Annotated in this window: 21 protein-coding genes and 1 pseudogene; 5 read left to right on the top strand and 17 right to left on the bottom strand. The window is 66.9% G+C overall.

Features of this window, described 5'->3' with window-relative positions; all coding sequences use genetic code 11:
- Positions 1 to 108: 108 nt before the first annotated feature.
- The 11 genes and pseudogenes from A5732_RS21505 to mutA form a co-directional block, all read right to left on the bottom strand.
- Positions 109 to 1,386 (bottom strand): glycosyltransferase, encoded by a 1,278-nt coding sequence (locus A5732_RS21505; RefSeq protein WP_075234438.1) that lies wholly within the window; start codon positions 1,384 to 1,386, stop codon positions 109 to 111.
- A 123-nt stretch (positions 1,387 to 1,509) separates the two neighbouring features.
- Positions 1,510 to 2,316 carry a TylF/MycF/NovP-related O-methyltransferase gene (locus A5732_RS21500; protein WP_076103240.1) on the bottom strand — a complete coding sequence of 269 codons (807 nt, stop codon included), beginning with the start codon at positions 2,314 to 2,316 and terminating at the stop codon, positions 1,510 to 1,512.
- Positions 2,317 to 2,612: 296 nt separating this feature from the next.
- Complete coding sequence (locus tag A5732_RS21495) at positions 2,613 to 3,719, bottom strand: class I SAM-dependent methyltransferase (RefSeq protein ID WP_076103239.1); 1,107 nt, start codon at positions 3,717 to 3,719, stop codon at positions 2,613 to 2,615.
- A gap of 169 nt (positions 3,720 to 3,888) precedes the next feature.
- Positions 3,889 to 4,965, bottom strand: a complete 1,077-nt coding sequence (locus A5732_RS21490; protein WP_076051618.1) for an NAD-dependent epimerase/dehydratase family protein — start codon at positions 4,963 to 4,965, stop codon at positions 3,889 to 3,891.
- Between the two features lie 170 nt (positions 4,966 to 5,135).
- Positions 5,136 to 6,134, bottom strand: coding sequence for a sulfotransferase family protein (locus A5732_RS21485; protein WP_076103238.1), 999 nt, complete (start codon positions 6,132 to 6,134; stop codon positions 5,136 to 5,138).
- Positions 6,135 to 6,714: 580 nt separating this feature from the next.
- Complete coding sequence (locus A5732_RS21480; protein ID WP_076051627.1) at positions 6,715 to 7,629, bottom strand: sulfotransferase family protein; 915 nt, start codon at positions 7,627 to 7,629, stop codon at positions 6,715 to 6,717.
- 439 nt (positions 7,630 to 8,068) lie between these two features.
- Complete coding sequence (locus A5732_RS21475) at positions 8,069 to 9,238, bottom strand: acyltransferase family protein (RefSeq protein WP_076103237.1); 1,170 nt, start codon at positions 9,236 to 9,238, stop codon at positions 8,069 to 8,071.
- A gap of 297 nt (positions 9,239 to 9,535) precedes the next feature.
- Positions 9,536 to 10,822, bottom strand: a complete 1,287-nt coding sequence (locus tag A5732_RS21470; protein WP_076103236.1) for a serine hydrolase domain-containing protein — start codon at positions 10,820 to 10,822, stop codon at positions 9,536 to 9,538.
- A 51-nt stretch (positions 10,823 to 10,873) separates the two neighbouring features.
- Positions 10,874 to 11,874, bottom strand: a pseudogene (gene meaB, locus A5732_RS21465) (methylmalonyl Co-A mutase-associated GTPase MeaB).
- Positions 11,875 to 14,127 carry a methylmalonyl-CoA mutase gene (gene scpA, locus A5732_RS21460; RefSeq protein ID WP_076103235.1) on the bottom strand — a complete coding sequence of 751 codons (2,253 nt, stop codon included), beginning with the start codon at positions 14,125 to 14,127 and terminating at the stop codon, positions 11,875 to 11,877. It lies immediately after the preceding pseudogene.
- A gap of 5 nt (positions 14,128 to 14,132) precedes the next feature.
- Positions 14,133 to 16,010, bottom strand: a complete 1,878-nt coding sequence (mutA, locus tag A5732_RS21455; protein ID WP_076103234.1) for a methylmalonyl-CoA mutase small subunit — start codon at positions 16,008 to 16,010, stop codon at positions 14,133 to 14,135.
- Positions 16,011 to 16,190: 180 nt separating this feature from the next.
- Here mutA and A5732_RS21450 point away from each other — a divergent pair, with 180 nt between their 5' ends.
- Together A5732_RS21450 and A5732_RS21445 are read left to right on the top strand one after the other, a co-directional pair.
- Positions 16,191 to 16,958, top strand: coding sequence for a TVP38/TMEM64 family protein (locus A5732_RS21450; protein ID WP_076051624.1), 768 nt, complete (start codon positions 16,191 to 16,193; stop codon positions 16,956 to 16,958).
- Between the two features lie 65 nt (positions 16,959 to 17,023).
- Positions 17,024 to 17,998, top strand: coding sequence for an endopeptidase (locus A5732_RS21445; protein WP_076103267.1), 975 nt, complete (start codon positions 17,024 to 17,026; stop codon positions 17,996 to 17,998).
- 491 nt (positions 17,999 to 18,489) lie between these two features.
- Here A5732_RS21445 and A5732_RS21435 read toward each other — a convergent pair whose 3' ends face one another.
- Together A5732_RS21435 and A5732_RS21430 are read right to left on the bottom strand one after the other, a co-directional pair.
- On the bottom strand, positions 18,490 to 19,968 hold the full coding sequence (locus tag A5732_RS21435) for a sensor histidine kinase (protein WP_076103232.1): 1,479 nt from the start codon (positions 19,966 to 19,968) through the stop codon (positions 18,490 to 18,492).
- The gene (locus A5732_RS21430) at positions 19,965 to 20,675 is read right to left on the bottom strand and encodes a response regulator transcription factor (protein WP_076103231.1); all 711 of its coding nucleotides are present in this window, start codon (positions 20,673 to 20,675) and stop codon (positions 19,965 to 19,967) included. The genes A5732_RS21435 and A5732_RS21430 overlap by 4 nt, the downstream gene beginning before the upstream one ends.
- Before the next feature lie 193 nt (positions 20,676 to 20,868).
- Here A5732_RS21430 and A5732_RS21425 point away from each other — a divergent pair, with 193 nt between their 5' ends.
- Together A5732_RS21425 and A5732_RS21420 are read left to right on the top strand one after the other, a co-directional pair.
- The gene (locus A5732_RS21425) at positions 20,869 to 21,270 is read left to right on the top strand and encodes a hypothetical protein (RefSeq protein WP_076103230.1); all 402 of its coding nucleotides are present in this window, start codon (positions 20,869 to 20,871) and stop codon (positions 21,268 to 21,270) included.
- 181 nt (positions 21,271 to 21,451) lie between these two features.
- On the top strand, positions 21,452 to 21,868 hold the full coding sequence (locus A5732_RS21420; RefSeq protein WP_142256654.1) for a nitroreductase family deazaflavin-dependent oxidoreductase: 417 nt from the start codon (positions 21,452 to 21,454) through the stop codon (positions 21,866 to 21,868).
- On the opposite strand, the gene A5732_RS21415 is transcribed toward A5732_RS21420, so the two are convergent.
- From A5732_RS21415 to A5732_RS21405, 3 genes are read right to left on the bottom strand one after another with little or no spacing between them, the layout of a single operon-like run.
- A complete protein-coding gene (locus A5732_RS21415; RefSeq protein ID WP_076103229.1) occupies positions 21,865 to 22,221 on the bottom strand; it encodes a DoxX family protein in 357 nt (118 codons plus the stop codon). The genes A5732_RS21420 and A5732_RS21415 overlap by 4 nt on opposite strands.
- 9 nt (positions 22,222 to 22,230) lie before the next feature.
- On the bottom strand, positions 22,231 to 23,364 hold the full coding sequence (locus tag A5732_RS21410; RefSeq protein WP_064950158.1) for an SPFH domain-containing protein: 1,134 nt from the start codon (positions 23,362 to 23,364) through the stop codon (positions 22,231 to 22,233).
- 36 nt (positions 23,365 to 23,400) lie between these two features.
- Positions 23,401 to 23,838: an NfeD family protein gene (locus A5732_RS21405; RefSeq protein ID WP_064950159.1), complete on the bottom strand. Its 438-nt coding sequence runs from the start codon at positions 23,836 to 23,838 to the stop codon at positions 23,401 to 23,403.
- Between the two features lie 58 nt (positions 23,839 to 23,896).
- On the opposite strand from A5732_RS21405, the gene A5732_RS21400 reads away from it, so the two are divergent.
- A complete protein-coding gene (locus A5732_RS21400) occupies positions 23,897 to 24,841 on the top strand; it encodes a hypothetical protein (RefSeq protein WP_076103265.1) in 945 nt (314 codons plus the stop codon).
- Here A5732_RS21400 and A5732_RS21395 read toward each other — a convergent pair.
- Positions 24,838 to 25,881, bottom strand: coding sequence for a ferrochelatase (locus tag A5732_RS21395; protein ID WP_076103228.1), 1,044 nt, complete (start codon positions 25,879 to 25,881; stop codon positions 24,838 to 24,840). The genes A5732_RS21400 and A5732_RS21395 overlap by 4 nt on opposite strands.
- Between the last annotated feature and the right edge of the window lie 4 nt (positions 25,882 to 25,885).

Here is a 25,885-nt window from a genome sequence, read left to right as displayed (position 1 = left end):
ACGATCGACATCGTGTCTCAGGAAAATGGGAAGTCGGTCCGGATAGCTCCGCATGCCCCAATTCGATAGCCAAATCAGCTATTCGCCCTGCACATCGGCTAGGACGCGCTAGCTGGAGCGGGTACGACTGCGCGAGCTGACGAAATTCTCCACAACATCGGCGGCCTTGACCACGCTGTCGGCCGGCTTGGTCATCCGGGCAGCGATGTCGCGAGCGCGCGCAGCGTAGTCCGGGGCCAGGATTTGGCGCAGGTCGGCCACCAACGACTCCCGGTCGGTCGCCGAAAACCGCCGTGTGGTACCAACTTTCAGCCGTTTGAGCTGGGCTCCCCAGATTGTCTGATTGGCGTCCATCGACAGAATCAGCGTGGGCACTCCGGCACGCAGGCTCGCGGCGGTGGTGCCCGAACCGCCGTGGTGAACCACCGCGCGGCAGACGGGAAATATCGTCGCGTAGTTCACCGGGCCCACCACCTTGACGTGATCGGCAAGTGGGACGCCGCTGAAGTCGCTACGGCCGGCGGCGATCAACGCCCGCTGCCCCAGCTGCGCGGACGCCGAGCTGATCATTTCGACGGTGTCGGCAGGGGATTCGACCGGCATGCTGCCGAAGCCGAAACAGATCGGCGGGGTTCCGTTCCGGATCCAGGACATCACCTCATCGTCGGCTTCGGTGGTCAACTCCATCGTCAGCGTGCCGACGAAGGGCCGTAGGCCATCCCATTTCGCCCACTCGGCGGCCAGGCCCGGAAAGCAAACCTCGTCGTACGCCTGGATTTCCAGCGATTCACGGTCGGCGATGCGTCGCGGCGACGGTCCTTTCGCCTTGGGCAGCCCCAGTTCCCGGCGCTGGGTGTCCTCGACCTTTTTGTTCAGGCGCCAACAGAACCAGTCGAACGCCGTCATCGCCGAGCGGGCCAGCGGCGACGGCAGGATCGAGACGACCTGGCCGTTGGGCCGCATCGGGACGTGATGCAGGGTGGCCAGCGGAAGGTCGTAGTACTCCGCGACGTTGGCCGCCGGCTCCTGGTAACTCTGCCCCGCGAACACCAGGTCGGCTCCGTCCGCCAGCGACATCAGCGTGGTGTTCATCTGCGCCCAGCACTGGTCGCTGAGGTCCCACATCTCGCGCCACATGCCGCGCATTTCCTGGATCTTCCAGAAGCCGCGGAAGAACGATGTCCAGAAGTCGCGGTACACGTCGAGCCAGGCCTGCGATTCCAGCCCATACGGGACGGCCGTCAGCCCCGCGGCTTCGGTGAAGCTGACCGAGTCGGGTGGGACGGCCATGACCATGTCATGCCCGCGGCGTTGCAGTTCGCGCGCCACAACCAAGGAAGGCTCGATATCACCGCGCGTTCCATAACTGGCCAGCACACATTTCATTGCGAATCCACGCCCTTCGGTTGCGCCATCATTTGAAGCATCGCCATCACTGTAAATATCGACGAAACTTCACAGCACCGGTTTGCGCGACTGCATCGAGGACGAACTAAGCGCAGGTGGGCCTCATGGCTTGCGCCACAGCACGCCGGTTCCGTCGATCTCCTCGATCTCTGCGGTCACGCCATGTTGCGTACGGTAGTCGGTCACCGCCTGACGGCATGCAGCGATGGCGTGGTAGTCGTCGATGATGCAAAAGCCCCCGGACGACAGCCGCGGATAGAGCGCATCGAGCGCCTGAATCGTCGACTCGTAAAGATCGCCGTCCAGCCGCAACACCGAAATGCGTTCAATCGGGGCGTCCTGCAGGGTGTCCTTGAACCAGCCCGGAACAAAACGAACCTGATCGTCGAGCAACCCGTACCGCTCGAAATTCGCCTTGACCTGCTCCTGGGGTATCGCCAGCACACCGGCGGCGCGATGCAACTTGATGCCCTTGTCCGCCTCGTAGTGCTCGGTGTCGGGCGGCGGCACCCCTTCGAAGGAATCGCACAGCCACACCGAACGCTTCTCGTCGCCGTACGCCGACAGCACGGCACGCATCAAGATCGACGCACCACCCCGCCACACACCGCACTCGACGAGGTCACCGGGAACGTCGTCCTTCAGGACCGTCTCGACGCAGTTCTGCAAACTCGTCAGCCGCTGCATGCCGATCATCGTCAAGGCATCCGCCGGCCAGTCCAGCCCGAGATCACGCGCCTTCTTGTTGAACGGACGCTTGCGCACCAGCAGCAGATTGCGGGTGCTGAAGATGGGACGCCCTAGGTAATTCCAGCCGACCGGCACCAGCTCGTCGCTGCCGTAGCGGGTGAGGTTACGTCGCAGCAGTTCAAGGTATGCGGAACGGGTGTCTAGAAAGGGTGATCGCATGTCACGATCGGTAACGGTCAAAGCTGCCCCTCAGTTCAGATGAAGTCCGGAAATCACGCCCTCGACAAAGTCGAGCTCGTCAATGCGTGTCGCATTTGTCCACTAACGCGCCTGACCGGCCTCCTTGACGTACCCCCGCTGCTACCGGCTGACCCATCCCCTGCCCTACCGCGTAGTAGCAACCATCATAGGCTGGAGATCGGCATAGCCTGGACCGCTCGCCCCGACTGTTCGCCTTCCCGGCGCCTGCCACCCGCGCCGCGAACGGCGGAATCAAACGTGAAGCAATCAGCCCACTAGCGCAGCGGGGCAAGTTTGCCCAATCCGGTAATCTTGATGCTCACCGATTTTCGTGACCCGGCAGCGCCGAGCATGAAGGATATGTCCTCTTTCGGTGCATTCAACCAGAATCGCCAGAACGGCGCCGCGTAAAAAGCCCAGATATAACGACCGTCTCCAAAAAATAGATAGAGCAGGATCGCAGCAACAGAATATGACAGGCGCTTCCACCGCGATTTGACCATCACGACGTTCATTTCGATCATCTCGAGGCCCCAGGCGCGATATTCCCACTCCAGTTGATAGCGCTTCTGAAAATCGTAGAAAGCGCGCATTTCTCCATTGGTGACGAGGTATTCGTCAAAGACGAGGATGGAGCCGACGATGAAGTTATCCTTGCAGGTTTCCAAGGCGTGCAGGCAACTCTCGTAGGTATCCAAATCCATATGAAAGAGCCTGATAGGGGCAGTTGGCCGCTCCGCCAGGAACGGTGCCAACGTGTCATAGGTGCTGCCCTTGATGAAGTTCACATCGCGGCCCAGCGAAGTGGGCACGCCGCCGTCAATGCTCACTCCGGTATCCCGGATGAAACGTCGCGCGATTGGTTCGGACAGCGAAAAAGTTCCGCGCTTGATGATCTGGTCCTCGAGTTGCCAGTCCTCGACCAGCCCGCAAAAGGTGTCAAATCCGTATACCCTGCGCTGACACTCATCAAATATGAGCCGCGTCGACCAGCCAATCCAGACACCCAGGTCTAACAGTAGTTCGTCAGAATTCTCAGCACAGGGCGGTTCCAATTGCGATACTTCCCATAACAATGGGTGGCCGCGAATTTTGAGCCGGCGTAGATCCGTGAGCGTCCGGCGAACGAACGCACAATATTCTGTATCATAGGCCGTGATATCCCGGGCATATAGATTTGGAATGTAGCGATCCCGGTCCCGATTGGGGATACGCGCGCAGATCAGCAACAGCAAAAGCATGCCGAGCGCGATGAGAAGGGCCGGCCAGAAGTAACATGCGGTGGCCACGATGACCGCGATGCCAACCAGAACCGCTTTCCACAGCCGATGAATGGTCGTGCGATCCGACTTCGGCATACGGTCGAGGTTCGTCCGATCCATTGTCCGCCTATCGACAATGCCCACCGGTTCACCTCTTGTTCCGTAGCTACGCCGGCACGAATTCTTCCCGGACGATTCAGTAAATTACTCGATCGCGGGACATATCAATAGCTATCGCCCGAATGAAGGTCGCCGACGGATCTTGACCAGTGCGAAAGTTCCGCACGAATCACTCTCCGCTGGACGCGCGGGAGGCTTCCGGCCGGTTGCCGATCCATTCGAGCAGGGCGCGCAGTCCATCCTCGAGCGTCCACTTGGGATGCCAGCCGAGCTGGGCGGTTGCCGGCTCGACGTCGCAACTCGCGGCGCGCACGTCGCCGTCGCGGAATTTCGGGGTGACCACAGGTTCGGGCGCAGAACACATGGCGGCGATGTTGTTGGCCAGCTCATGGATGGTTGTCGCCTTGCCGGACCCGATGTCGAGGCAGCGCGGCTGGGTCGCCGGCAGCTGCACCGCCGCGAACAACGCGTCGACGACGTCATCGATGTAGACGAAGTCGCGCACGATCCGGCCGTCCTCGTAGACCTCCAGCGCAAGCCCCTGCCGCGCCAACCGCGCGAACAGCGCGACAATCCCGGTGTACGAATTGGTCAGCGACTGGCCGGGGCCGTAGACATTTTGCAGACGCAGCACGCTGAGGTTGGTGTCGTGCGCGGCCGTCCAGGCGGCCAATAGGTGCTCCTGGGCCAGCTTGGTCGCCGCATACACGTTGGTGGGGCGGGGCTCCGTTCGGTCGGCGCGGCTCGGCAACGGCACCGCCTGTTCGCCCGCCCGCTCCTGCGGATCCCAGTTGCCCGCCACCAACTGGGCGTGGCTGCGGGGTTTGGGGTAGAAAATCCGGTCGCCGGTTTGCCACGCGCCCTCGCCGTAGACAGCCCGCGACGACGCCAGGACCAGTTGCTCGGGCACGATTCCCGACCGGCTCAGGGCGTCAAGAAGCTGAGTGGTTCCAACGACATTCACCGAACCGTGGCGGGTCGCCTCGGACAGTGACTGTGCGGTTCCGGTCTCGGCCGCCAGATGGACGACCTGTGAAGGGCGGAACAACCGCAACACCGCGTCCCAGTCGGGTGCATGGGTGACGTCGCCGGTGAACAGCCGCACGGTTGGCGGCAGCTCGATCGGCCGGCCGCCGCCGTGCACCTGCGGATGCAAAACGTCCATCACCGCGACGTCGTATCCGGCCTCGACGAGACGGTGTGAGAGCGCCGACCCGATGAATCCTGCCCCACCACTGATGAGCACGGACGCTGACAAGAATCGACGCCTTTCTTTCGTGTACAGAGGAAATTACGCAACCGGCGCGCATCGCCGCGCGGCCCGGTCGATCATATCGGGGACTCCCCGCGGCATCACAGGATTGCGCGAAGCGGGCCGGCGGCACCCCGAATTCGCACGAAACGCGGCGAAAGGGGCTAGGCCCAAGTCCCCCGGTGCCGATGCGCCATTGCAAGGACCTCCATCACCGGGCGTGCGATGACCGGCCGGAAGATACGGAACAGCACGCTGTTCGATAATCCGTGAAAATCCTCGAACGCCTTGCGGAAATCCCGCTCACTTTCCCGGTAGCACACGAAAACGCGGTCCAAAGTTGACATGTCGAGCGGATCGTCCTGGGCGGCCTCGCGTAGCGCTTCGTAGACCAGCGAGATCCAATCCGCGCCGAAAAGGTCCGTTACCGGCCCGCAGTGCCGCTGGCGATGGAGACCGGGGGTGAGGAACTCCTCGATAGCGTCCTCGTCCTTGGCGTGCAGTTCGACCGGCAGCTCGGTGCAAATTCGCTTCATTTCCCCGCGCCAGTTATCGAGAAGATTCGCGTAGTCGACGAATACGCGGGGCACGCCGCGAGTGTTCCGCTCAGCGAGGATGTTGCATTTCAGCCACAAGGCACTCGCGAGCGCAGGAGAAACGTGCCAGGACTTCACAATCGACGAGATGACCTCCTGCGGATGCCGTACGGCGATGACCGATGCGACGTCGAATCCGGCCTGACGCGCCGCGTCGAACCACAGGTCAGACAGGGTGGTGATCCGGGGTTCCTTGATCACCACCAGCGGCGCCGCGGGCAGGGTGGACAGATACGCGGCGATCTTCGCGACGCAGGCTTGGCTCTCGCCGGGATCGACCGCGCCGTCGTCCAGAAACCGCAATGACGGGTCATACCAATTGGTCCCGAGCCGGCGCAGGATTGTCTCGTTCAGCGAAATGGCCGCCCGCGGTTCCCAGTAGCCAAGCGGATTGTTCGCGTCGGCACCCAACATCGCAGCCGGAAGCGTGCCGCCGCACAGCGAGAGCACCCGGGTAAGCGCCGAGGTACCGGACCGTTGCGGCCCGAGCACGAACAACACAACCGGACGGGTGCCGAAGGAATTGGAGGCGTCGTCGGCTGGTTTGTGCGTCCGGGGCAATCTCATCGCGAATCCAAACCTTTCACTTCTCGGGCGTGCTAGCCGACTTCGGGAATTCTGTTGTTATTCATGCCTTTCCGATCTGATGCGGGCCCGTTCGACGGGCGCGCAGCAATCACCGGAGCCAACCCGATTGCGCACATTACAAAGTCACGGGCCGGAATCTCGGCCCCCTCAACATCTTTGACAAAATGAGGAGATCCTTTACCGAACTCCTCATGCGGAGTCAGGCCTGACTTGCGACCGTCAACTTCGCCCCCCGGGTCAGCTTCATCGGATCATTGCGCCCGCCAAGGACTATAGCCGGGCAGGAAGGATCAGGACACCATTTTTACGAATCCGTTTTGTTTACTTAACTTTTGGATGACAACTGCGGATCGCCAGGACGGCATCGGTTGTTATGCCCGCTGCGAATTGGATCCGCGAGCCCGGTGAGCCATATCCGCAGACTTATGCGGCAGCCTTCGACAGATCGGCTGTGCATTCCCGCGAACGCAGCATGGTTACTCTAACAAACAACCTCAGCTGCCGTGCGCCAATCACGCCGGAGACCAAGTTTTTGGTGCGCTGACCAGCGCGACGCCGCCTAGGCCCAGGCTCCCCTGCGCCGATGCATCATCGCGGCGACCTCGAGGATCGGCCTGACGATGAACGGCCTGAACACCCGGCGGACCACACTGTTGGTTCGCGTGTGAAATTCCGTGAAGGCCATGCGGAAATCACGCTCGCTGGCCTGATACGACTCGAAAACACGGTCCAATGTCGACACGTGCAGGGGACCGTCCTGCGCGGCCCCGCGCAGCGCCTCGTAGACCGCCGAGATCCAGTCGCTGCCGAAATGGTCAGCCACCGGGCCGCAGTACCTCTGGCGACGAAGATCGGGAGTGAGGAACTCCTCGATCGCGCTCTCCTCCGCGGTGTCCAGGTCGATTGCGAGCGTCGTGGCAATGCGCTTCATCTCTCGGTGCCAGTCGTCCAGCAGGTTGGCGTAGTCGACGAACACCCGCGGCATCCCGCGGGTGTGCCGCTCGGCCAGCAGGTTGTATTTGAGCCACAGGGCGCTGGAGAGCTCCGGCGAGGTTTGGACATACTTCGCCGCCGACGCGACGACCTCTTGGGGGTGACGCAGCGCGATCACCGCGGCGACGTCGAACCCGACCTGGCGCGCCGCCTCGAACCAGAGTTCGGAGAGCGCGGTTATCCGCGGCTCCTTGATCACCACCAGGGGTGCCGCCGGCAGCGTGCCCAGGTAGGCGGCGATCTCCCCGATACACGAGGCTTTTTCCTCGGCGCCGAACGCGAGCTCCTCTTGCAGCCGCATCGTCGGGTCGTACCAGTTGCTGGCGTGGCGACGCAGGATCGTCTCGTTGAGCATGATGGCCGCGCGTGGCTCCCAATAACCGCGTGGGTTGTTCCCGTCGGCGCCGCACATCCCGGCCGGGAGGGTGCTCCCGCACAGCGACAGGACGCGGGTCAGCGCGGACGTCCCCGACCGGGCCATGCCCAGCACGAACAGCGCGACGGGACGGACAGTGGTTCCGGAGTGGGCGGGGTGCGCCGGCAGATCGGCATTTTCGAGGGTTTGGCTCGTCGGGGCAGGCGTCATCGCAGAACCCATACCTTTCAGTTCGCTCTGGCGGGCCCCCGGGATCTCGGGCCATTATGCATGACTTTGCAATTTCCCGGGCGGTGTTCAATTACTCGCTCGGCAACGCCACTGCCGGTCCAAAGTCGCACCCTCGGCAACGTCGATTACAGGCCAAAGATCGTGAATCCGGTGCTTTTCCCATGTCTCCGCATAAAGGTGAGATTGAGGGTTGTGCATTGTTTGCGGGATTACCGGATCCGCGGCAAAGGTGGGAGGCCGGCGCCCCTAGCACCGTCGCGGAGACCGCCCGGTGGGACGTCGAGCGGTGATGCGGCGCGGAACTTTCAGTGACCTACTCGGCCGTTACGGCTTCCACCGCCGGCGGTGCGCCGACGCCCGCGTCACCCCATCCGCGCGCTCGGCGCTTGAACCGCGACTTGAGCGACAGCGCGCGCTTTTCCACCAGGAACCAGCTGAGCGCCGCCAGCGGGAGGGTGGCGATGGCGGCGACGACCGCGAACGCCGGCGGTTGCAAGAAGGCCAGCCCGCAGATGACCAGCAACTGCTGCATCGGCCACGCGTAGATGTAGACGCCGTAGGAAAGGTCGGTGCGCAACCGCAGGCGCTTGTGGTGGATCAGTGCGCCTGAGACGACGACGGCGTAGGCCAGCGGAAGCGCGGCGAGTATCCGGTAGTTGGGCACCAGCAAACCGGCCACCACCACGATCACGGCGCTGATCGCCACCAGTGACCAGCGGGCGGGAATCTTGTCCTGAAACTGATGCAGCAGTGTTCCTGCCGCAAACACCAGTGCGAACCGCCCGATCATCTGGATGATTGTCTGCACCTCGACCGGATACGAAACCAGTGCCGAGATGACGAGAAGAAGCGTGAACACCACCACCGCCGGCCACCGACGTTTGAGCAGTCCGGCCACTCCGGCAACGGCAATGGCGACGTAGCACAACAATTCGAATATCAGGGTCCACAGGACGCCGTCCCACACACCGGGGAACGGAACATTCTTCGGCGTTCCATCGATTCCCGCGTGGTACACGTTCAGCACGGCGTTGTTCAGCACGTAGGTGATCGGCGCGGGAGACAGCAGCAACCTGACGGCCGACCCCCCTTGGATCGCTACCCCGATCGGGGCGATGACGAAGGCCACCACGGCCAGGCAGACCCACAGCCCCGGAAGGATGCGCAGAACGCGCGCGACGAAGTACTCGCGGAGCCGCGGGTTGCGCACCCAGCTCGCCGCGATGAGGAATCCCGAGATCGCGAAGAATCCGTCCACCCAAATCTGGGTGAACAGCTGGTCGTACGGGGGGTGCACCTTACGACCGGTAAGAGGCCAGGAGTGTTGCAGGATGACGCCGGAGGCCAGCACCAATCGCCAGGCGTTGAGCGCGTTATTCCGTGTGTCGAATACCTGCGCGAGCCTCGGACTTGACGTCCTCGGCCGCTTCAGCCGGCGGTTGGCTGTCGAGTCGGGGCCGGATACTTCTGCATGCGCGCTCATCTGGGGGTTCCGATGCGTTCAACCAGGCGAACTGAGTTTGCCGCTTTCCTGGATGCCAATATCGCCGCCCGGCCATCAGCGCGCCCCCACAGCGCAGACCACCACCCGGCATTCTGCGGCAACGCCGCGAGAATGCACGGAAATGGACGGGGCAAACATCCGGACAGAGTACATCGGCCGCAAATCACCCGCGCGAGGGCAACCAACTCGCCTATTCGAATCCGGTCACCGAATTAAGCATAGTGGTTATTTTACCGACCCCGGGGTCGAGACGGCGAGTGTGGGCGCCGCCCGCCGTCAGCCGGCGACGGCTCCCGGCTCGTAGAACGGCGCCCCGAACTCGGTGACCGGGCGGAACCCGCGCTTGCGTGCCCTCTCCGCGGCCCTGCGGATCAGCGCGTAGATGCCCACGAACGCCGCATGATCGGACATCACCAGGGGCGTCAGCAGCCGGTTGTGCACCAACGAGAACGCCACCCCCGAGGCGGGATCGGCCCAACCGACCGAACCTCCCATGCCGACGTGGCCGAAGCCCGGCATCACACTGCCGATAGGCAGCGTGTGATAACCCAGGTGAAAAGCCAACGGCACAAAGATGTTTCGGTCCGGCCGCAGACTGCGCTCACCGGTCAGGCCGGCGACCAGATCACGGGAGAGGAATCGGATGCCGTCGACCTCGCCGCCGTTGGCGATGGCGCCGTACATGCGCGCCAGCCCGCGCGCCGTGGCTACGCCGTTGGCGGACGGGATCTCCGCGTCCAGCAACGGAATGTCACCCTGGACGGCGCCGACCAAACCCTTGAAGTACATCGACCGGTATGCCCCGGACATCTCGTTGGCGACCTTGCGGGTCACATAGCCGACGACCGGGTTGCCGATCAGGTGCTGCGGGCAGATGATCTCGGCGACCCGCGTCGGCGCCTCCACCGGCGGCCGGCCGAGGTGCAGGCCGTCGGTGTCCAGCGGCTCGGCGAGCTCCTCGCGGATCAGCGTGCCCATGCCCTTACCGGTGACGGCCCGACCGAGACCCGACATCAGCCAGCCAAACGTCAGCGCGTGATACGCCGATTTGCCCATCAGCCGCCCCGGAGCCGCCGCGGCCAGCTTCTGCTCCATCACAACGTGATCGAGCAGTTCTTCCTTGGTGGCGCCGCGCAGGCCCGATAGGCCGGCCTGGTGCCGCATCACCTGCCGCACAGTCATGTCGGCCTTGCCGTTGGCCGCGAACTCGCGCCAGTACTCGGCGACGGGCGCCTCGTAGTCGATCAGCCCCCGGTCGACAAGGCGATGGATGACGGTGGCGGCCATTCCCTTGGTCGCCGAAAACACCATGGGCGCGGTGTTTTCCGTCCACGGCCGCTGACCAGCCCGGTCGGCCCAACCCGCCCAGACATCGACGACGGGCTGGCCGTCGACATAAACGGCCAGCGCCCCGCCGCCGAACCGGCGGGCCGGGAACATGCTGGCGAAACTACGAACGACGCAACCGAAGTGTGAGTCCGCCGCGCCGGACACACGGTGACCTGCGTCAAGGTCATCGTGGACACGGACCGCGCGGCGATCGACTCGGGTATCCACCGTCACACTTTGAATTTACTTCGATTACACGCCCCGCAGGAGCGAAATCTCGATTATTTACCTATCCGTTAGCCCGACGCGGCCGTCAATATTTGCTCGGCCGCCAGCGCGGGAGTTAGCTCCCCCGCCTTGACCTTTCGCTCCACGTCTGCGCGGATCTTGCGCACCGCCGGGCTGGACAACAGCCGGTCCAGCACCGTGTCGCGCACCATCTGCCATGTCCAGTCGACCAGCTGGGCCCGGCGACGCGCCTCGAGCTCCCCAGCCTCGCTGAGGATTTGCCGATGACGTTCGACGGTGTCCCACAATTCCTCGAGGCCAGTCCCTTCGGCCGCGCTCATCGTGAGAACGGGCGGCCGCCAGAGTGTTTCGCGCGGATGTATCAGCCGGATCGCACCGGACAGCTCGCGCGCGGCCGACCGAGCCTCGGCGAGATGATCACCGTCGGCCTTGTTCACCACGACGATGTCGGCCAGCTCCAGCACACCCTTTTTGATGCCCTGCAGCTGATCTCCCCCGCGGGCCAGGGTGAGCAGCACGAAAGTGTCGACCATGTTGGCCACCGTCACCTCGGACTGACCGACCCCGACCGTCTCGATCAGGATCACGTCGAAGCCGGCCGCCTCCAACAGCACCGCCGTTTCGCGGGTCGCCTTGGCCACCCCGCCGAGGGTGCCCGAGGTGGGTGAGGGCCGGATGTATGCATCCGGATGCATTGCCAGGCGGGCCATCCGGGTCTTGTCGCCCAGGATCGAGCCGCCGGTGCGCGTCGACGACGGGTCGACGGCCAGCACCGCCACCCGATGGCCCAGCTCGATCAGATGCATGCCGAGGGCCTCGATGCTGGTGGACTTCCCCACCCCCGGGATCCCGGTGATGCCGACCCGATACGCGTTACCCGAGTCCGGCGTCAGCTCCAGCAGCAGCCGCTGCGCCTTCTCGCGATGGTCGGCGCGGGTGGACTCCAGCAGCGTGATGGCCCGCGGCAACGCCGCGCGGTCGCCGTTGCGGACCGCCTGGGCCAAATCCTCGACGGAGTCGTTCCGTTGGGAAGCCATTTAGTCGAGCGTGTAACCCAGCCGCCCGGCGAGCTTGTGCAGCAAGCCGATTGCGGCGTCGGCGATCACCGTCCCGGGCGGGAAGATGGCGGCGGCCCCGGCTTCGTACAGCTCGTCGAAGTCGCCCGGCGGAATGACGCCGCCGACCACGATCATGATGTCGGGCCGCCCCACTTCAGCCATCGCCTCGCGCAGCGCGGGCACCAGTGTCAGGTGGCCGGCGGCCAGCGAGGACACCCCGACCACGTGCACGTCGTTGTCGGCGGCCTGGCGGGCCACCTCCTCGGGCGTGGAGAACAACGACCCGACGTCGACGTCGAATCCGATGTCGGCGAACGCCGTTGCGATCACCTTCTGCCCGCGGTCGTGGCCGTCCTGGCCCATCTTCGCGACCAAAATCCTGGGGCGGCGGCCGTCGGCTTCCGCGAACTTCTCGACGAGTTCGGTCGCGGTTGCCATGTTTCCGGCCTTTCCAGCTTCGTCGCGGTAGACCCCGGCGATAGTACGGATCTCCGCCTGGTGACGGCCATACACCTTCTCCAGCGCGTCGGAGATCTCGCCGACGGTGGCCTTGTGGCGGGCCGCGTCGATGGCCAGCGCGAGCAGGTTGTTGCCCAGCCCGTCCTCACCGGCGCGGCCGTGGGCGGCCGCGGCACGCGACAGTTCCGCCAGCGCCGCGTCCACCGCCGACTGGTCGCGGCTTTCCCGCAGCTCCTTCAGCTTGGCCAACTGCTCGGCGCGCACCCGGCTGTTCTCGACCTTGAGGACCTCGACCTCCTGGTCCTCTTCGACCTGGTACTTGTTGATCCCGATCACCGGCTGGATCCCGGAGTCGATGCGGGCCTGGGTACGTGCGGCGGCCTCCTCGATGCGCAGCTTGGGGATGCCGTCACTGATGGCCTGCGCCATGCCGCCGTGCTCGGCGACCTCGGCGATGTGCGCGCGGGCCTTTTGAGCGAGGTGGTGCGTCAGCCATTCGACGTAGTACGAGCCCGCCCACGGGTCGATCGGCCGCGTGGTGCCCGACTCCTGTTGCAGCACCAGCTGGGTGTTGCGGGCGATGCGAGCCGAGAAGTCAGTGGGCAATGCCAGCGCCTCGTCGAGCGCGTTGGTGTGCAGCGACTGCGTGTGCCCCTGCGTGGCGGCCATAGCCTCGATGCAGGTGCGCGCGACGTTGTTGAAGGCGTCCTGCGCCGTCAGCGACCAGCCGGACGTCTGCGAATGTGTGCGCAGCGACAGCGATTTGGCGTTCTTCGGTTTGAACTGGGAGACCAGCTCGCTCCATAACAGCCGGCCCGCCCGCAGCTTGGCGACCTCCATGAAGAAGTTCATCCCGATGCCCCAGAAGAAGGACAGCCGCGGCGCGAACTTGTCGATGTCCAGCTCGGCGTCCAGGCCGGCCTTGATGTAGTCGACCCCGTCGGCCAGCGTGTAGGCCAGCTCCAAATCGGCTGTGGCACCGGCTTCCTGGATGTGATAGCCGGAGATCGAGATGGAGTTGAACTTCGGCATCTTCGCGCTGGTGTAGGCGAAGATGTCGGAGATGATGCGCATCGACGGCTTGGGCGGATAGATGTAGGTGTTGCGCACCATGAACTCTTTGAGGATGTCGTTCTGAATGGTGCCGGCCAGCTTCTCCGGCGGAACGCCCTGCTCCTCGGCGGCGACCACGTACAGCGCCAGGATCGGCAGCACCGCGCCGTTCATCGTCATCGACACCGAGACCGTCGACAGGTCGATGCCGTCGAACAGTTGGCGCATGTCGAGGATGGAGTCGATTGCCACACCGGCCATTCCGACGTCGCCCTGCACGCGTGGGTGATCGGAGTCGTAGCCGCGGTGGGTGGCCAGGTCGAAGGCCACCGACAGTCCCTTCTGGCCCGCGGCCAGGTTGCGCCGATAGAAGGCGTTGGACTCCGCGGCGGTGGAGAAGCCGGCGTACTGCCGAATGGTCCACGGCTGGTTGACATACATCGTCGGGTAGGGCCCGCGCACGAACGGCGGTTCGCCGGGGAAACTGTGCAGCGGGTATCCGTCTGCTTCGACGGCCGCGCGATCCGCACCGATGTAGACCGGTTTGACGTCGATGTCTTCCGGTGTCTGCCATTGCAATTGGTCGGGTGTGTACAGGTGCGCGGCCGCGGCCGCGGCCACGTGTTCGTCGACGGCGGCTTCGGTCGCCGGCGCAATGGTCCGCTCGCTGTGCAGCGGCACATCGGCGAAACTGCCGACAGCGGGTGCAGTGGTCGTCATCGTGTCTATGCCCCCAGCCTCGTGAGGAGATCCGATAAAGCTTCGACCGCATTGATTTTCGCGGTCAGGAATTGGTCCGGTTGGTGCTCGGCGTCGGCCACGGCCTTGTCGGGGCCGGCCAGATAGACCCGCGCGATTCCGGCGTCGCGGGCCGCCTGCACGACGCCCGACGCCTCATCCTGGTAGCGCTTGTCGGTGCCGCAGATGACCGCCGCCGACGGTGACCCCGCGTCGGCCACCGCCGACGCGATGCCGTCGGCGTCGACCGTTCCGGGGTTGATCGCCTCGATGCCGCCGGACGCCAGCAGGTTCGAGGCGAACGTGGCACGGATGTTGTTCTCGGCCAACGGCCCCAGCGGCAGCAACAGCACCTGCGGACGGGAGCCGGTGCGGGCCAGGTAGGCGTCCGACCGGTCCCGCAGCGCCTCGAACTCCGCGGCGTACCGAACCAGTTTCCCGGCGGCGAGCGGCGAATACGTCGAGTCGCTTTGCGGCAGCAACGCTTCGGTGAGGTTCGGGAATTCGTTGACCCCGGTGATCGCGGTTTTGCGGTGCGCGATGTCGTCGGTGCGGCGGGCGGCCACCTCGGCGATCTGCCCGGCGATGAAGTCGCGGGCTTGTGTGAATCCGCCGTGCTTCTCGATGGCCTGGAACTGTTCCCAGGCCTGCTCGGCCAGGCGGTGGGTGAGATCTTCGACGAACCACGAGCCACCGGCCGGGTCCAACACGCGGCCCACGTGCGACTCTTCGAGAAGCAGCAGCTGCGTGTTGCGGGCGATGCGGCGGGCGAAACTCGTTGCGATGTCCGGGAATCCGCCCCGGATCGCGACGTCGAACGGGAACACCAGCAGGGAATCGGCGCCACCGACGCCGGCGCCGAAGGCGGCCAGCGTGCAGCGCAGCATGTTCACCCACGGGTCGCGCTGGGTCATCATCGGCAGCGACGTCTCGGCATGGATCACCGCCGCGCCGGCATCCGGGTCGCCGACGACCTCGGCGACCCGCGCCCACAGGTTGCGCGCCGCACGGAACTTGGCGATCGTCATGAACTGGTCGTCGTCGGCGGCGAACCGGAAACTGATCTGCCGCAACGCCTGGCCGATCGGCAACCCCGATTCGGTGAGCACCCGCAGGTAACTCACCGCGGCCGCGACGCTGGCCGTCAGCTCCCACGTCGCGTTGGCACCGAGGTTGTGGAACGCGGGCCCGTCGACGGTGATCGCGCGCACGCCCGTGCGCCCGGCGGCCCGCTTGGCCGCCGCGACCACGTCCTCGATCTTCGGCGCGGGCCGCTCGCTCAGCGCCGCGCTCAGCGGGTCGCCGCCCAGGTCGATCGACAGCGTGGCGCGCTGGTCGGGTTCCACGCCGTCCGCCACCGCCAGCACCGCGTCGCTGGCCGCCGGGTAATCGGCACCAGCCTCGAGGATCAGCGGCGCCATGCTCAGGTAGACGCCCTCGAGCGTGTCCGCGAGCTGGTCGGGCGCCACGCCCGACTCCCCGATCCGCAGGACCACCGCGCTGGCCCCGTTGCCCAGCGCGTCCAGCACCGCGGAATTGACGTCCTTGGCCGCAACACCGGGCACCGGGGTGGACGGGAAGGCCTCGGCGACCTTCCAGCCGGACTTGACGTCGCGCAGCGCGTCGCCGCCGCGCACAAAAGGCCACTCGCCCGGCAGCGGCGGTTCCGGCAGTTCGTCGAGCGCGGTGTAGAGCGCGCGGACCGCAATCCCGTCATACGTCGGGGTTTCCAGCAGCCGCTCGGGCGCGTCGCCCAACTGCTCGGGGTCCTTCCGGGTGCTTTTAGCCAGCACTCCGGCGACCGCACTGCGCCAACGCCCGCGAACCTGTTCTAGGTCGTCGAGCTCGGGTACATCAATGGACACCGATTGCTCCCTTTTCCCAGCATTTGGGCTACAGCTCTGGGGATACCACTTAGCTATTGAGGCTAATTGATGACCGCTCGTCGCTAAAAACCGCCAGGTGCGGCGAGCGGGCCCGATTCCCGATGAAACGCCAGCCTCGGGAAACGGCTAATTCATCTGCGCCCCGTACCCTAGGAAGACGTGACGGGTTCCGCCACCAGCAAAATCACCGAGACGCTCCGCGATCTCGGCTGCGCCATCGGCGTCGCCGCGCGAGGCGTGTCCCGGTCGCGGATCGTCTGGACAGTGGTGGGCATCACAGCGCTGGCGGTCCTGGCGTCGTGGCTGCCGCTGCCCTCACCGGTGCAGATGCGCGACTGGGCGCAGTCCGTCGGGCCGTGGTTTCCGCTGGCGTTCTTGGTCGCCCACATCGTCGTGACGGTGGTGCCCATTCCGCGCACGGCGTTCACACTGGCGGCCGGACTGCTGTTCGGCCCGCTGCTGGGCGTCGCCATCGCGGTGGTCGCCAGCACCGCGAGCGCCATGATCGCCATGCTGTTGGTGCGCGCGGCCGGGTGGCGGCTGAACCGCCTGGTGCGCCACCGATCCATCGACACCGTGGAAGAGCGCCTGCGACAACGGGGCTGGCTGGCCATCGTCTCGCTGCGGCTGATTCCCGCGGTGCCGTTCTCCGCGCTCAACTACGCCGCGGGCGCGTCGAGCGTGCGGGTGCTGCCCTACGGGGTGGCGACGCTGGTCGGGTTGCTGCCCGGCACCACCGCCGTGGTGGTTCTCGGCGATGCGCTCGCCGGTCACATCAGCGCGCTGCTGTACCTGGTGTCGGCGGTCACGAGCGCGCTGGGACTGACGGGGCTGATCATCGAGATCCATCACTTCCGTCGGCACCACCGCCGCAAGCACCGTCACCCCGACGACGAGCACTCCCCCGAACCGGCCGCCATCAGCTGATCACCAACTTCGTTCAGACCGCCGCGCGGTGCGCCAAACCCCGGTCTAATGGAGAGGTGTACGCGATGGAGGTCGCGAGCTGGGGGACGCCGTACTCGCCAGCTCGTGCCTTCGCGCTGCCGCTGAGCGCCCTGGCGTTGGCGGTGCTCGCCGTGATGGGCTTCCTGTCGGGTCCGGGCGAGCGGCGTCGCAAGCCGAAGTGGAACCTGTTCGCCCGCTTGGCCGTGCAGCCACGCCGCGCCAAGATCCACACCTCGTTGCTCAGCCTTGCGGTGGTGTGCAGCATCGCCGCCCTGGTGACGGCCATCTGCTTGTTCCCCGAGACCGCCACTCCGGCGCAGCAACCGGCGCCGCCGCCGCGGGTCGTGGCACCGATCGATCTGCCCTTCGCCAGCGCCGCGGGCCCGGGCGCCGGGATCTATGTCGATTACGCTGACGGTTCCGGCGGAATGGGCTGTACCGCAGGGTTTTTGGTGCACACCAGCAGCGGCAGGACCGGGATCCTCACCGCCGGGCACTGCAACCGCCCCGGGGAACGCAGCAAGGTGACGATGAACCTGGGCGGTGTTTTGCCCTACGCGACGCTGGGCACGTTCAGCGAGACGGTCAGCGAGGGAGTCCACGACGAACAGCACGACATCGGCCTGATCACGCTGGACGGCGACAACGTTCCCCAGTCCTCGGCGATCGCCTCGTCGTTGCCGGTCAGCGGTGTCGCCAGCAACCTGGGGCTCGGCCAGCAGCTGTGCAAGTTCGGCATGGGCTCCGGCGCGGATGCCTGCGGACAGATCGTGCAGATCACCGGCAGCAAGGTCGTGTTCCTGGCGAGCGGCCAGTGCGGTGATTCGGGTGGCCCGGTGTATCTGTACGAAAAGGACGGCACCGTCAGCGCCGTCGGCATCCTCATCCGCGGCGGCGACCCCTACACCCCCAAAGCCGGGTGCGCGGCGCGGGCGAAATTCTCCGTCGCCGAGTTGGTGCGGCCCTGGCTGGACAAGTGGCACCTGACGGCCGTGACCGCGCCGGCTTCCCCGCGCTGACGGGCTCTCACTAAGGGGCTCCCTGCATCTTCAGGTCGGCTTCAGGCTGACTTCCTACCGTCGCGGCATCGCCCCGGCTCACCTTGGGGCGGCGTGACCGGTAAACGCGGTGCGAGCAGCACGATTTCGCGCCGACCGGATGAAGAAACCGTCGACAGAGAGGATGGATGGGCCCAGTGAAGATCAAGCAACTAATCGCTGGTTCGTTGATCGCGGGTAGCCTCGGGGTGGCCGCGGCCGGATTTGGCTCCGCGGTGGCCAGCGCGGATCCGCCGCCACCACCGCCGGGACCAGGGCAACCCTGGGGACCAGGGCCGGGCGGACCGGGCGGGCCAGGCGGACCGCCCCCGCCGCCGGGCGGACCGCTCGCACCGCCACCGCCCGGCGGTCCCGGTGGACCGTTCCGTCCGCCACCGCCGGGGTTCTGATGCCGGCCGTGCGCTAGCCGTGCCTAGCGGTGGCCGCCCCAGAAGGGCGGCCACCGCGAGGCCTCATGCGCGCAGCGGCAGCGTGAGCCGGAATTGTGCGCCGCCCTGGTGCGGCAGGCACGCCAGTTCGCCGCCGTGGGCACGGGCCAGCGCCCGCGCGATCGCCAGCCCCAGCCCGGCGCCGCCGTGATCACGGGCGCGGCCGGCGTCCAGGCGCACCAACCGCTCGAAGATGTTGTCCCGCTGGTCATCCGGGATGCCCGGACCGGTGTCCGTGATGGTGATCTCCGCCAGGCCCTCGGGAGCCTGAAGGTCGACGGCGATGGCTCCGCCGGCCGGCGTGTACCGGCGGGCGTTGTCGAGCAGGTTGGACACGATCTGCGACAGACGGGTCGCGTCGGCGTCGAGATGCAGTGTGCTTAAACCGGTGCGGGTGACGCTAACCTGTGGTGCCAGCATCGCAGCTCTGTCGACCTCGCCGTCGAGCACGGCGGCCACGTCCACGTCGTGCAGCTCGAGCGCGAGCCCGGCGTCGATGCGGCTCAGGTCCAGCATGTCGGAGACGAGTCGTCCGGCGCGGCGAGCGTCGGAGAGCAACAGGCTCGCCCGGCGGTATTGCCCGTCGTCACGGTGTTCGGAGGCGCTGTGCGCGACCTGCTCGGCGGCGACCTGAATGCCGGCGATCGGGGTGCGCAACTCGTGGGCGGCGTCGACGAGAAACCGCCGGGTCGCCGTCTCCGCGCGCTGCGCTGTGTCGGCGGCGTGCCGGGCGCGGTGCTCGGACAGTTCCAGTGCATCCAGCATGCCGTCGAAAGCGCTTGCGGCGCGGCCGAGTTCGGTGTCCGTACGATCCGGGCGAAGCCGCCGGCCGCGGTCCCCGGTGGTGATGGCGTTGGCCAGCGCCGTGAGCCGATCCAGCGGACGCAGCGCCGCCCGGCTGACCGCGATGAGCAGCAGCGCCGCGAGCAGCAGGGTCACCAGACCCGCCCCGATCATCAAGCCGCGCAACTGATGCGCCACCTGCGTGGTCTGCGTGGTGTCGGCGACGAGGATCACCCGGCCGCCATCCGGCAGCGGGTGCACGATGGCCGTCGCGGTGGCATTCGGCGGAGGGCCGGGCGGCGGCGGAAGTGGGTACGGCGGTGGCGGATACGGCGGAGGTGGCGGTGGTGGATAAGGCGGCGGTGGGTATGGGGGCGGCGGCGGGTAGAACGGTGGCGGTTCGACCTGCCCGTCGCTCAGCTCGGGACTGATCCCGCGGTCGCCGTACGCGGTACCGTCGGCCGTGATCACGAGCGCCCGGATGCCGCCGCCGTTGAGCTCGGCGGCGAGCAGATCGGGTGAGGTATGCGCGGCGCTCAACGCGTCGGCGCGCGAGGTCGCGGCCAGCAGCCGATCGTGCAGATTGCGGTGGGCGAGAACACCCATCGTGATGTCGATGGTGACTCCGAGCACCACCAGCAGCACGGCCAGCAGCGCCAGCACCACCAGCGTCACGCGACGTTGCAGCGACGGCGTCGGCGTCGTCGACGCGGCCGTCATGACCGCGCGGCCTGCAGGCGGTAGCCGATGCCGCGCACGGTGTGCAGGATCCGCGGCCCGTGCGCCTCGAGCTTGCGCCGCAGCCCGCTGACATGGACCTGCACCAGGTTGGGGTCGTAGGCGTCGTAGCCCCACACCCCGTTCAGGATCTGGCCCGCGCTGACGATCCGGCCGCGCTGCTCAACCAGGAAAGCCAGCACGCGCAGCTCGGTCGCGGTCAGATCCAGCCGGTGTCCGCCGCGCGCGGCCACGCCGGCGCCCAGGTCCAGGGTGACGTCGCCCACCTGAATCACCTCCGACAGCCGGCCGCGACGGCGCAGCACCGCGCCGACGCGCGACACCAGTTCGGCCAGCTCGAACGGCTTGATGACGTAGTCGTCGGCGCCGCCGTCGAGCCCGCGCAACCGATCGGGCAGCCCATCGCGCGCCGTGATCAGGACGATCCCCGTATCGCCCCATTCGCGGATGACGTCGATCAGCTCGAACCCGTCGCGCCCGGGCAGCATCACGTCGAGCACCACCAGGTCGGGCCGCATCCCGTCGAGGGCCTCTTCCAGGCCGTCGCCGTCGCAGCGGGCGTCGGTGTGATAGCCGACATCGGCGAGCGCCTCGCTGACCATCTCCCGGATGGTCTCGGAGTCTTCGACGACCAGCACCCGAGGCGTGCCGACGCTGAAGTCGCCGCCGGCACGTGGGCAATCCGTCATACCCCCATTGTCAGCACCGGTTCTGAGATGAACCTGAAGCGGGCGGGTCCCAGACGTCATCCCCGCGTTGTCGCTCGAAGGCGGGCAAAAGGTGTGTTTGCCTCCGCCGGTGACCACCGTGACGGATGAGGTCCGTCCGCCGGGTAGCCGATTCTTCAGATCCACTTCAGACCCGGCTCTTAACGTCCGTGACATGACCACGAACGACGACATCAACACCAATCAACCCGCGCCGGCGCCGGTCGCCTACCAAGCGCCCGAGCGCCGCCGTCACCCCACCGGCGTGGTGATCGGCGCCGGAGTGGCGGGCGTGCTGCTCGGCGCGGTCGGCACCGTCGCGGCGATCGCCTTCGCCTGGATCGTCAGCGTCGGGCCGCCCCCGCCGCCGCCTCCCGGGCCGCCGCCGGGGTTCGCGGCGGCGCCGTTCCACGGTCCCCCGCCGCCTCCGATGGGCGGGCCGATGCCGGGCGGTTTCGGATTCGCGCCGCCGCCCGGGCCGCCGGGGCCTCAGCGTGGCTTCTGGCCGCCGCCCCCGGGCGAGGGAATCCCGACACCACCCGCGCCGACACCGGCGTCCCCCACGCCGCATCCCTGACAACCGAGCCTGTCGCCGTCACGATTTCAGGGATCGTGACGGCGACAGGCGTCGGCCCAGTACCGTCGCGGATACCCCGACGACCGTGGAGGGCCGCATGACATCGGACAACAGCGGAGCCCGCCGGTTTCCCACCGGCGTCGCCAACCTGGCCGCACGACTGCTGCGGTCGCGCCGCCTCATGCGCGCGCCGATCTGGATCTACAAAGCCCGCGCGGGCGCGCTGTTCGGCTCGCGCGTCCTGTTGCTCGAGCACGTCGGCCGCAAGTCGGGACTGCCGCGCTACGCGGCGCTGGAAGTCGTCGACCACTCAGCGCCCGACGCCTACGTCGTCGCGTCGGGCTTCGGCCGAAAAGCCCAGTGGTTCCGCAACATTGAAGCCAACCCCCGGGTGCGGGTCTACGCCGGCAGCCACGCGCCCAGAACCGCCGTCGCAAAGGTGCTGACCACACCGGAAGCCGATCGCACCCTGGCCGCCTACCGAACCCGTCACCCCAAGGCGTGGGAGCGGATGCGACCGGTGCTGGAGCAGACGCTCGGCGTCCCGATCACCGACACCGATACCCCGCTGCCGCTGGTCGAGTTGCGCCTGGACTAGTCCTGGTCCGGTCCCTTGACCGTCATCGCGGCGACCAGCGCCAAAAACAACGCGGCCGGAAGGCCGTTGACGACCTTGTCGCGCACCCGAACGTGCGCGCCGACCGCCAGCACGAAGTACAACGTCAGCATCGCCGTCGTCACCCGCGCCAGCGCCGGAATGCGGTGGACCGACAGCAAACCGAGCGCGGCGGCCGCCTTCACCGCTGGCAGCACGGGCCGGATGTTCTCCGGGACGCCCACGTCATCGAGGACCTTCTTGATCGGGGCCACCTGGACGCCGCACGCCACCGCGTCGACGGCGTGGAAGACGCCGAGCGCCGTGTAGGTCCTCGGGGAAGTCAACACACTCATGCACCAATCCTAGGGAGTCAGCTCCCCCGCCGGGCCGTCCGCAGGCTGGCGGGCGATCGCCTCCGCCTTGGCCACCGCCTGCGCGATGACGGGGTCGGTTTCGGTGGAGAACCAGTCGGCGACGTCGGCATCGTCGTCGGCGCTGTGCTTGGGCGCGTCGTCGACGGGTGAGGGCTGGAAGCGGAACACGCCGTCCTGGCCCGGGGTTCCCAACAGCTTGGTGAATCCCTGCAACGCCGCGTTGAAGTCGCTGGGCACCACCCACACCTTGTTGGCGTCGCCGCGCGCCATCTCCGGCAGCGTCTGCAGATACTGGTAGGCCAGCATTTCGGGGGTGGGCCGGCCGGCCTTGATGGCGGCGAACGTCTTCTCGATCGCCTTGGCCTGGCCCTGCGCCTGCAGGTACGCCGCGGCGCGTTCACCCTGGGCGCGCAGCATCCGGGACTGCCGGTCGGCCTCGGCGGCCAGGATCGCGGCCTGCTTGGCGCCCTCGGCGGCCAGGATCTGCGCCTGCTTCTGGCCCTCCGCCTCCTTGATCGCCGCCTCGCGCATACCTTCGGCGGTCAGGATCATCGCCCGCTTCTCGCGGTCGGCCTTCATCTGCTTCTCCATCGATGCCTGGATCGACGGCGGCGGGTCGATGCTGCGCAATTCGACCCGGGCCACCCGCAACCCCCAGCGGCCGGTCGCCTCGTCGAGCACGCCGCGCAGCTGCCCGTTGATCTGGTCGCGCGACGTCAGCGTCTGCTCGAGCGTCATGCCGCCGACGACGTTGCGCAGCGTGGTGGTGGTGAGCTGCTCCACGCCGACGATGTAGTTGCTGATCTCGTAGACGGCCGCCTGAGGCACGGTGACCTGGAAGTAGACCACCGTGTCGATGTTGAGGGTCAGGTTATCCTCGGTGATCACCGGCTGCGGCGGGAACGACACCACCCGCTCGCGCAGATCCACCCGGGCGCGAACCCGATCGATGAACGGCACCAACAGCGTCAGCTGCCCGCTGACCGTTCGGCTATACCGTCCCAGCCGTTCGATCACCGCCGCCTCTGCCTGAGGTATCAGCGCCACCGACTTCGCCACCACGACCATGGCGAAGATCACCAAGACGGCCAGCAGCACCAAACCAGCAACCGCACCTTGCATCGGACTTCCTTTCCTTCGCAGCGGTTCTCGCCGCCGCTACAGACTGCTCCTGAAAACCACCGCGGTGGCACCGTCGATCTGCATGACGGTGACCGGCTCGCCGGGTTCGTAGACCTCGCCGTCGTTGAGCGGGCGCGCCGTCCATACCTGGCCGTCGAGTTTCACCTGGCCCTCGTCGCGTGCGACCCGCTCGAGCACCAGCGCGGTTTTGCCCTGCAGCGCCTCGATTCCCAAGCGCGGCAGCCCGGCTGGCGTCAGCCGTCGCTTCAGCGGCGGGCGAACCAGCACCAGCAGCAGCACCGAGACGACCAGGAACACCGCGCCGTTCGCCCACACCGGCCAGTCGGTCAGCCAACTGGTTAGCGAGGCGGCCAGTGCGCCCCCACCGAGCATCACCAAAAACAAATGGCCGGTGAGTGCCTCCGAACCGGCCAGCACCAGCGCGAATATTAGCCAAAGCAGCGCGGCGTGCATGCGGCAAGAATACGCGTGATCCGTCTTTGCCCGGGCAAAACAACTACACTGCGTGATCGTGTGGTGTCCCAGTGTTTCGCTCTCCCTGTGGGCCAATGCCTGGCTCGCCGGAAAGGCCGCGCCCGACGACGTCCTGGACGCGTTATCCGTTTGGGCGCCAAAGCAATCGGTGACCGCGTATGATGCCGTCGCCGCGGGCCACACCGGGCTGCCCTGGCCCGACGTGCACGACGCCGGCACGGTCACGTTGCTGCAGACATTGCGTGCCGCGATCGGCCGGCCGACGTCGACGCCGGATGCGCTCGGGTTGATGCGTGGCACGATCAACGTGGTTTTGCCGGTGCCCGGCGACGTGCGCGGGCTGGCCCCCGGAACGCAGTTCGAGCGGGACGCCCTGGCCGCCGGCGAGGCGGTCATCATCGCAAATCCCCGCAACCCCGCCGCCGCCGTCGGCCTGGTGCCCGAATTCTCCTACGAGGACGACGAGGACGCGCCCGACGACTACGAGACACGGCTGGCGGAGCTGTGCGCGCTGACGTGGACGGTGTACTCGCTGCCCGGCGCGCCCGTGCTCGACCATTACGAACTCGGCGACGCCGAGTACACGCTGCGGTCGGCCGTGCGCTCGGCCGCCGACGCGCTGGGCGCGATCGGGCTGGGAGCCGCGGCCTCCGACGTGGACGACCCACGTGGGATGGTCGAGCAGCTACTGGAATCCGCACGGCAACACCGCATTCCCGACCACGCGCCGACGCGCGCACTGCGGGTGCTGGAGAACGCCGCGCACGTCGACGCCATCATCGCGGTCAGCGCGGGGCTGAGCCGGTCCGACTCTCCGGACCGTTTCACCGCTCCCGTCGCCGCGGGCCCGGAACCGCTGGGAACGCAGTCATCGTCTGAGGCGCGCATCGCCAGCGATGCGTTGCGACCGCTGACCGCCGTGGTGCGTTCGGCGCGGATGGCGGCCGTGACCGCGATCCTGCATTCCGCCTGGGGCGACTAAAACCCTGGGCCGGTGCCGGCCGCGCAGTGCGGCGGGCGACACGGCGCTCCGTTGACGCTGGCCAGGCAGCCCGGCACCGGGTCCGGCCCGGCCACCCTCTCGGGTGTCCGGCCATAGCGCAGTTCGTCGATCAGGTCGGCGGCCAGTTGCGCGAATCGCGGGTGGGCGTTGGGCGTCGAGGCCCGGACCATGGCCACGCCCGCCGCCTCCGCCTGGGCCGCCAACTCGTTGTCGAGGTCCCACACCACCTCGATGTGGTCGGCCACAAACCCGATCGGGCAGACGATGACGGCCTCGGTACCGCCCTGCGCCAGGGCAGTTAGGTGGTCGGCGACGTCGGGCTCCAGCCACGGAACCTGGGGTGGCCCCGACCGGGACTGCCACGCCAGGTCGTACTCGGAATATCCGGCGGCGGCCGCCACAAGGCTTGCGGCATAGGCGACTTGGCGGCTGTAGAGCTGCGGGCCCAGCCGGTCGTCGGCGGCCACCGGGATGGAATGCGCGGTGAACACCAGACGCGCGCCGGCCTGTTGTTCGGCGGTCAGCGCTCCCGACGCCGCACCGATGGTGTCGGCGAAGATCTGCACGAACCGCGGGTGATCGAAATAGGGCCGCAGCTTGACCAATTCGGGCGCATCCGGCCCGGCCGCCTCGCGCGCCCGCGCGATGTCCTCGACGTACTGCGTGCAGCTGGAATAGCCGCTCCATGCCGATGTGGTGAATACCGCGGCCCGACGAATCCCGTTGTCCCGCATCGTCGCGACGGTGTCTTCGACGTAGGGTTCCCAGTTGCGGTTGCCGAAGTAGACCGGCAGGCGAAGGCCGCGGCCTTCGAGCTCGGCGCGCAACTGCTCGATCAGCGCCAGGTTGATCCGGTTGATCGGCGACACCCCGCCGAAGTGCATGTAATGCTCGGCGACGTGGTCGAGACGCTCCGGGGGCACGTTGCGGCCCCGGGTGACGTTCTCCAAGAACGGCCGAACCTGCTCGGGGCCTTCCGGCCCACCGAAGGACAGCAGCAGGACGGCGTCGAATTCCATTATG

This window comes from Mycobacterium colombiense (genome assembly GCF_001953985.1).
GTDB lineage: Bacteria > Actinomycetota > Actinomycetes > Mycobacteriales > Mycobacteriaceae > Mycobacterium > Mycobacterium colombiense_B.
Note: the sequence above shows the minus strand (reverse complement) of the source record. Positions and strands in the feature narration are given on the sequence as shown.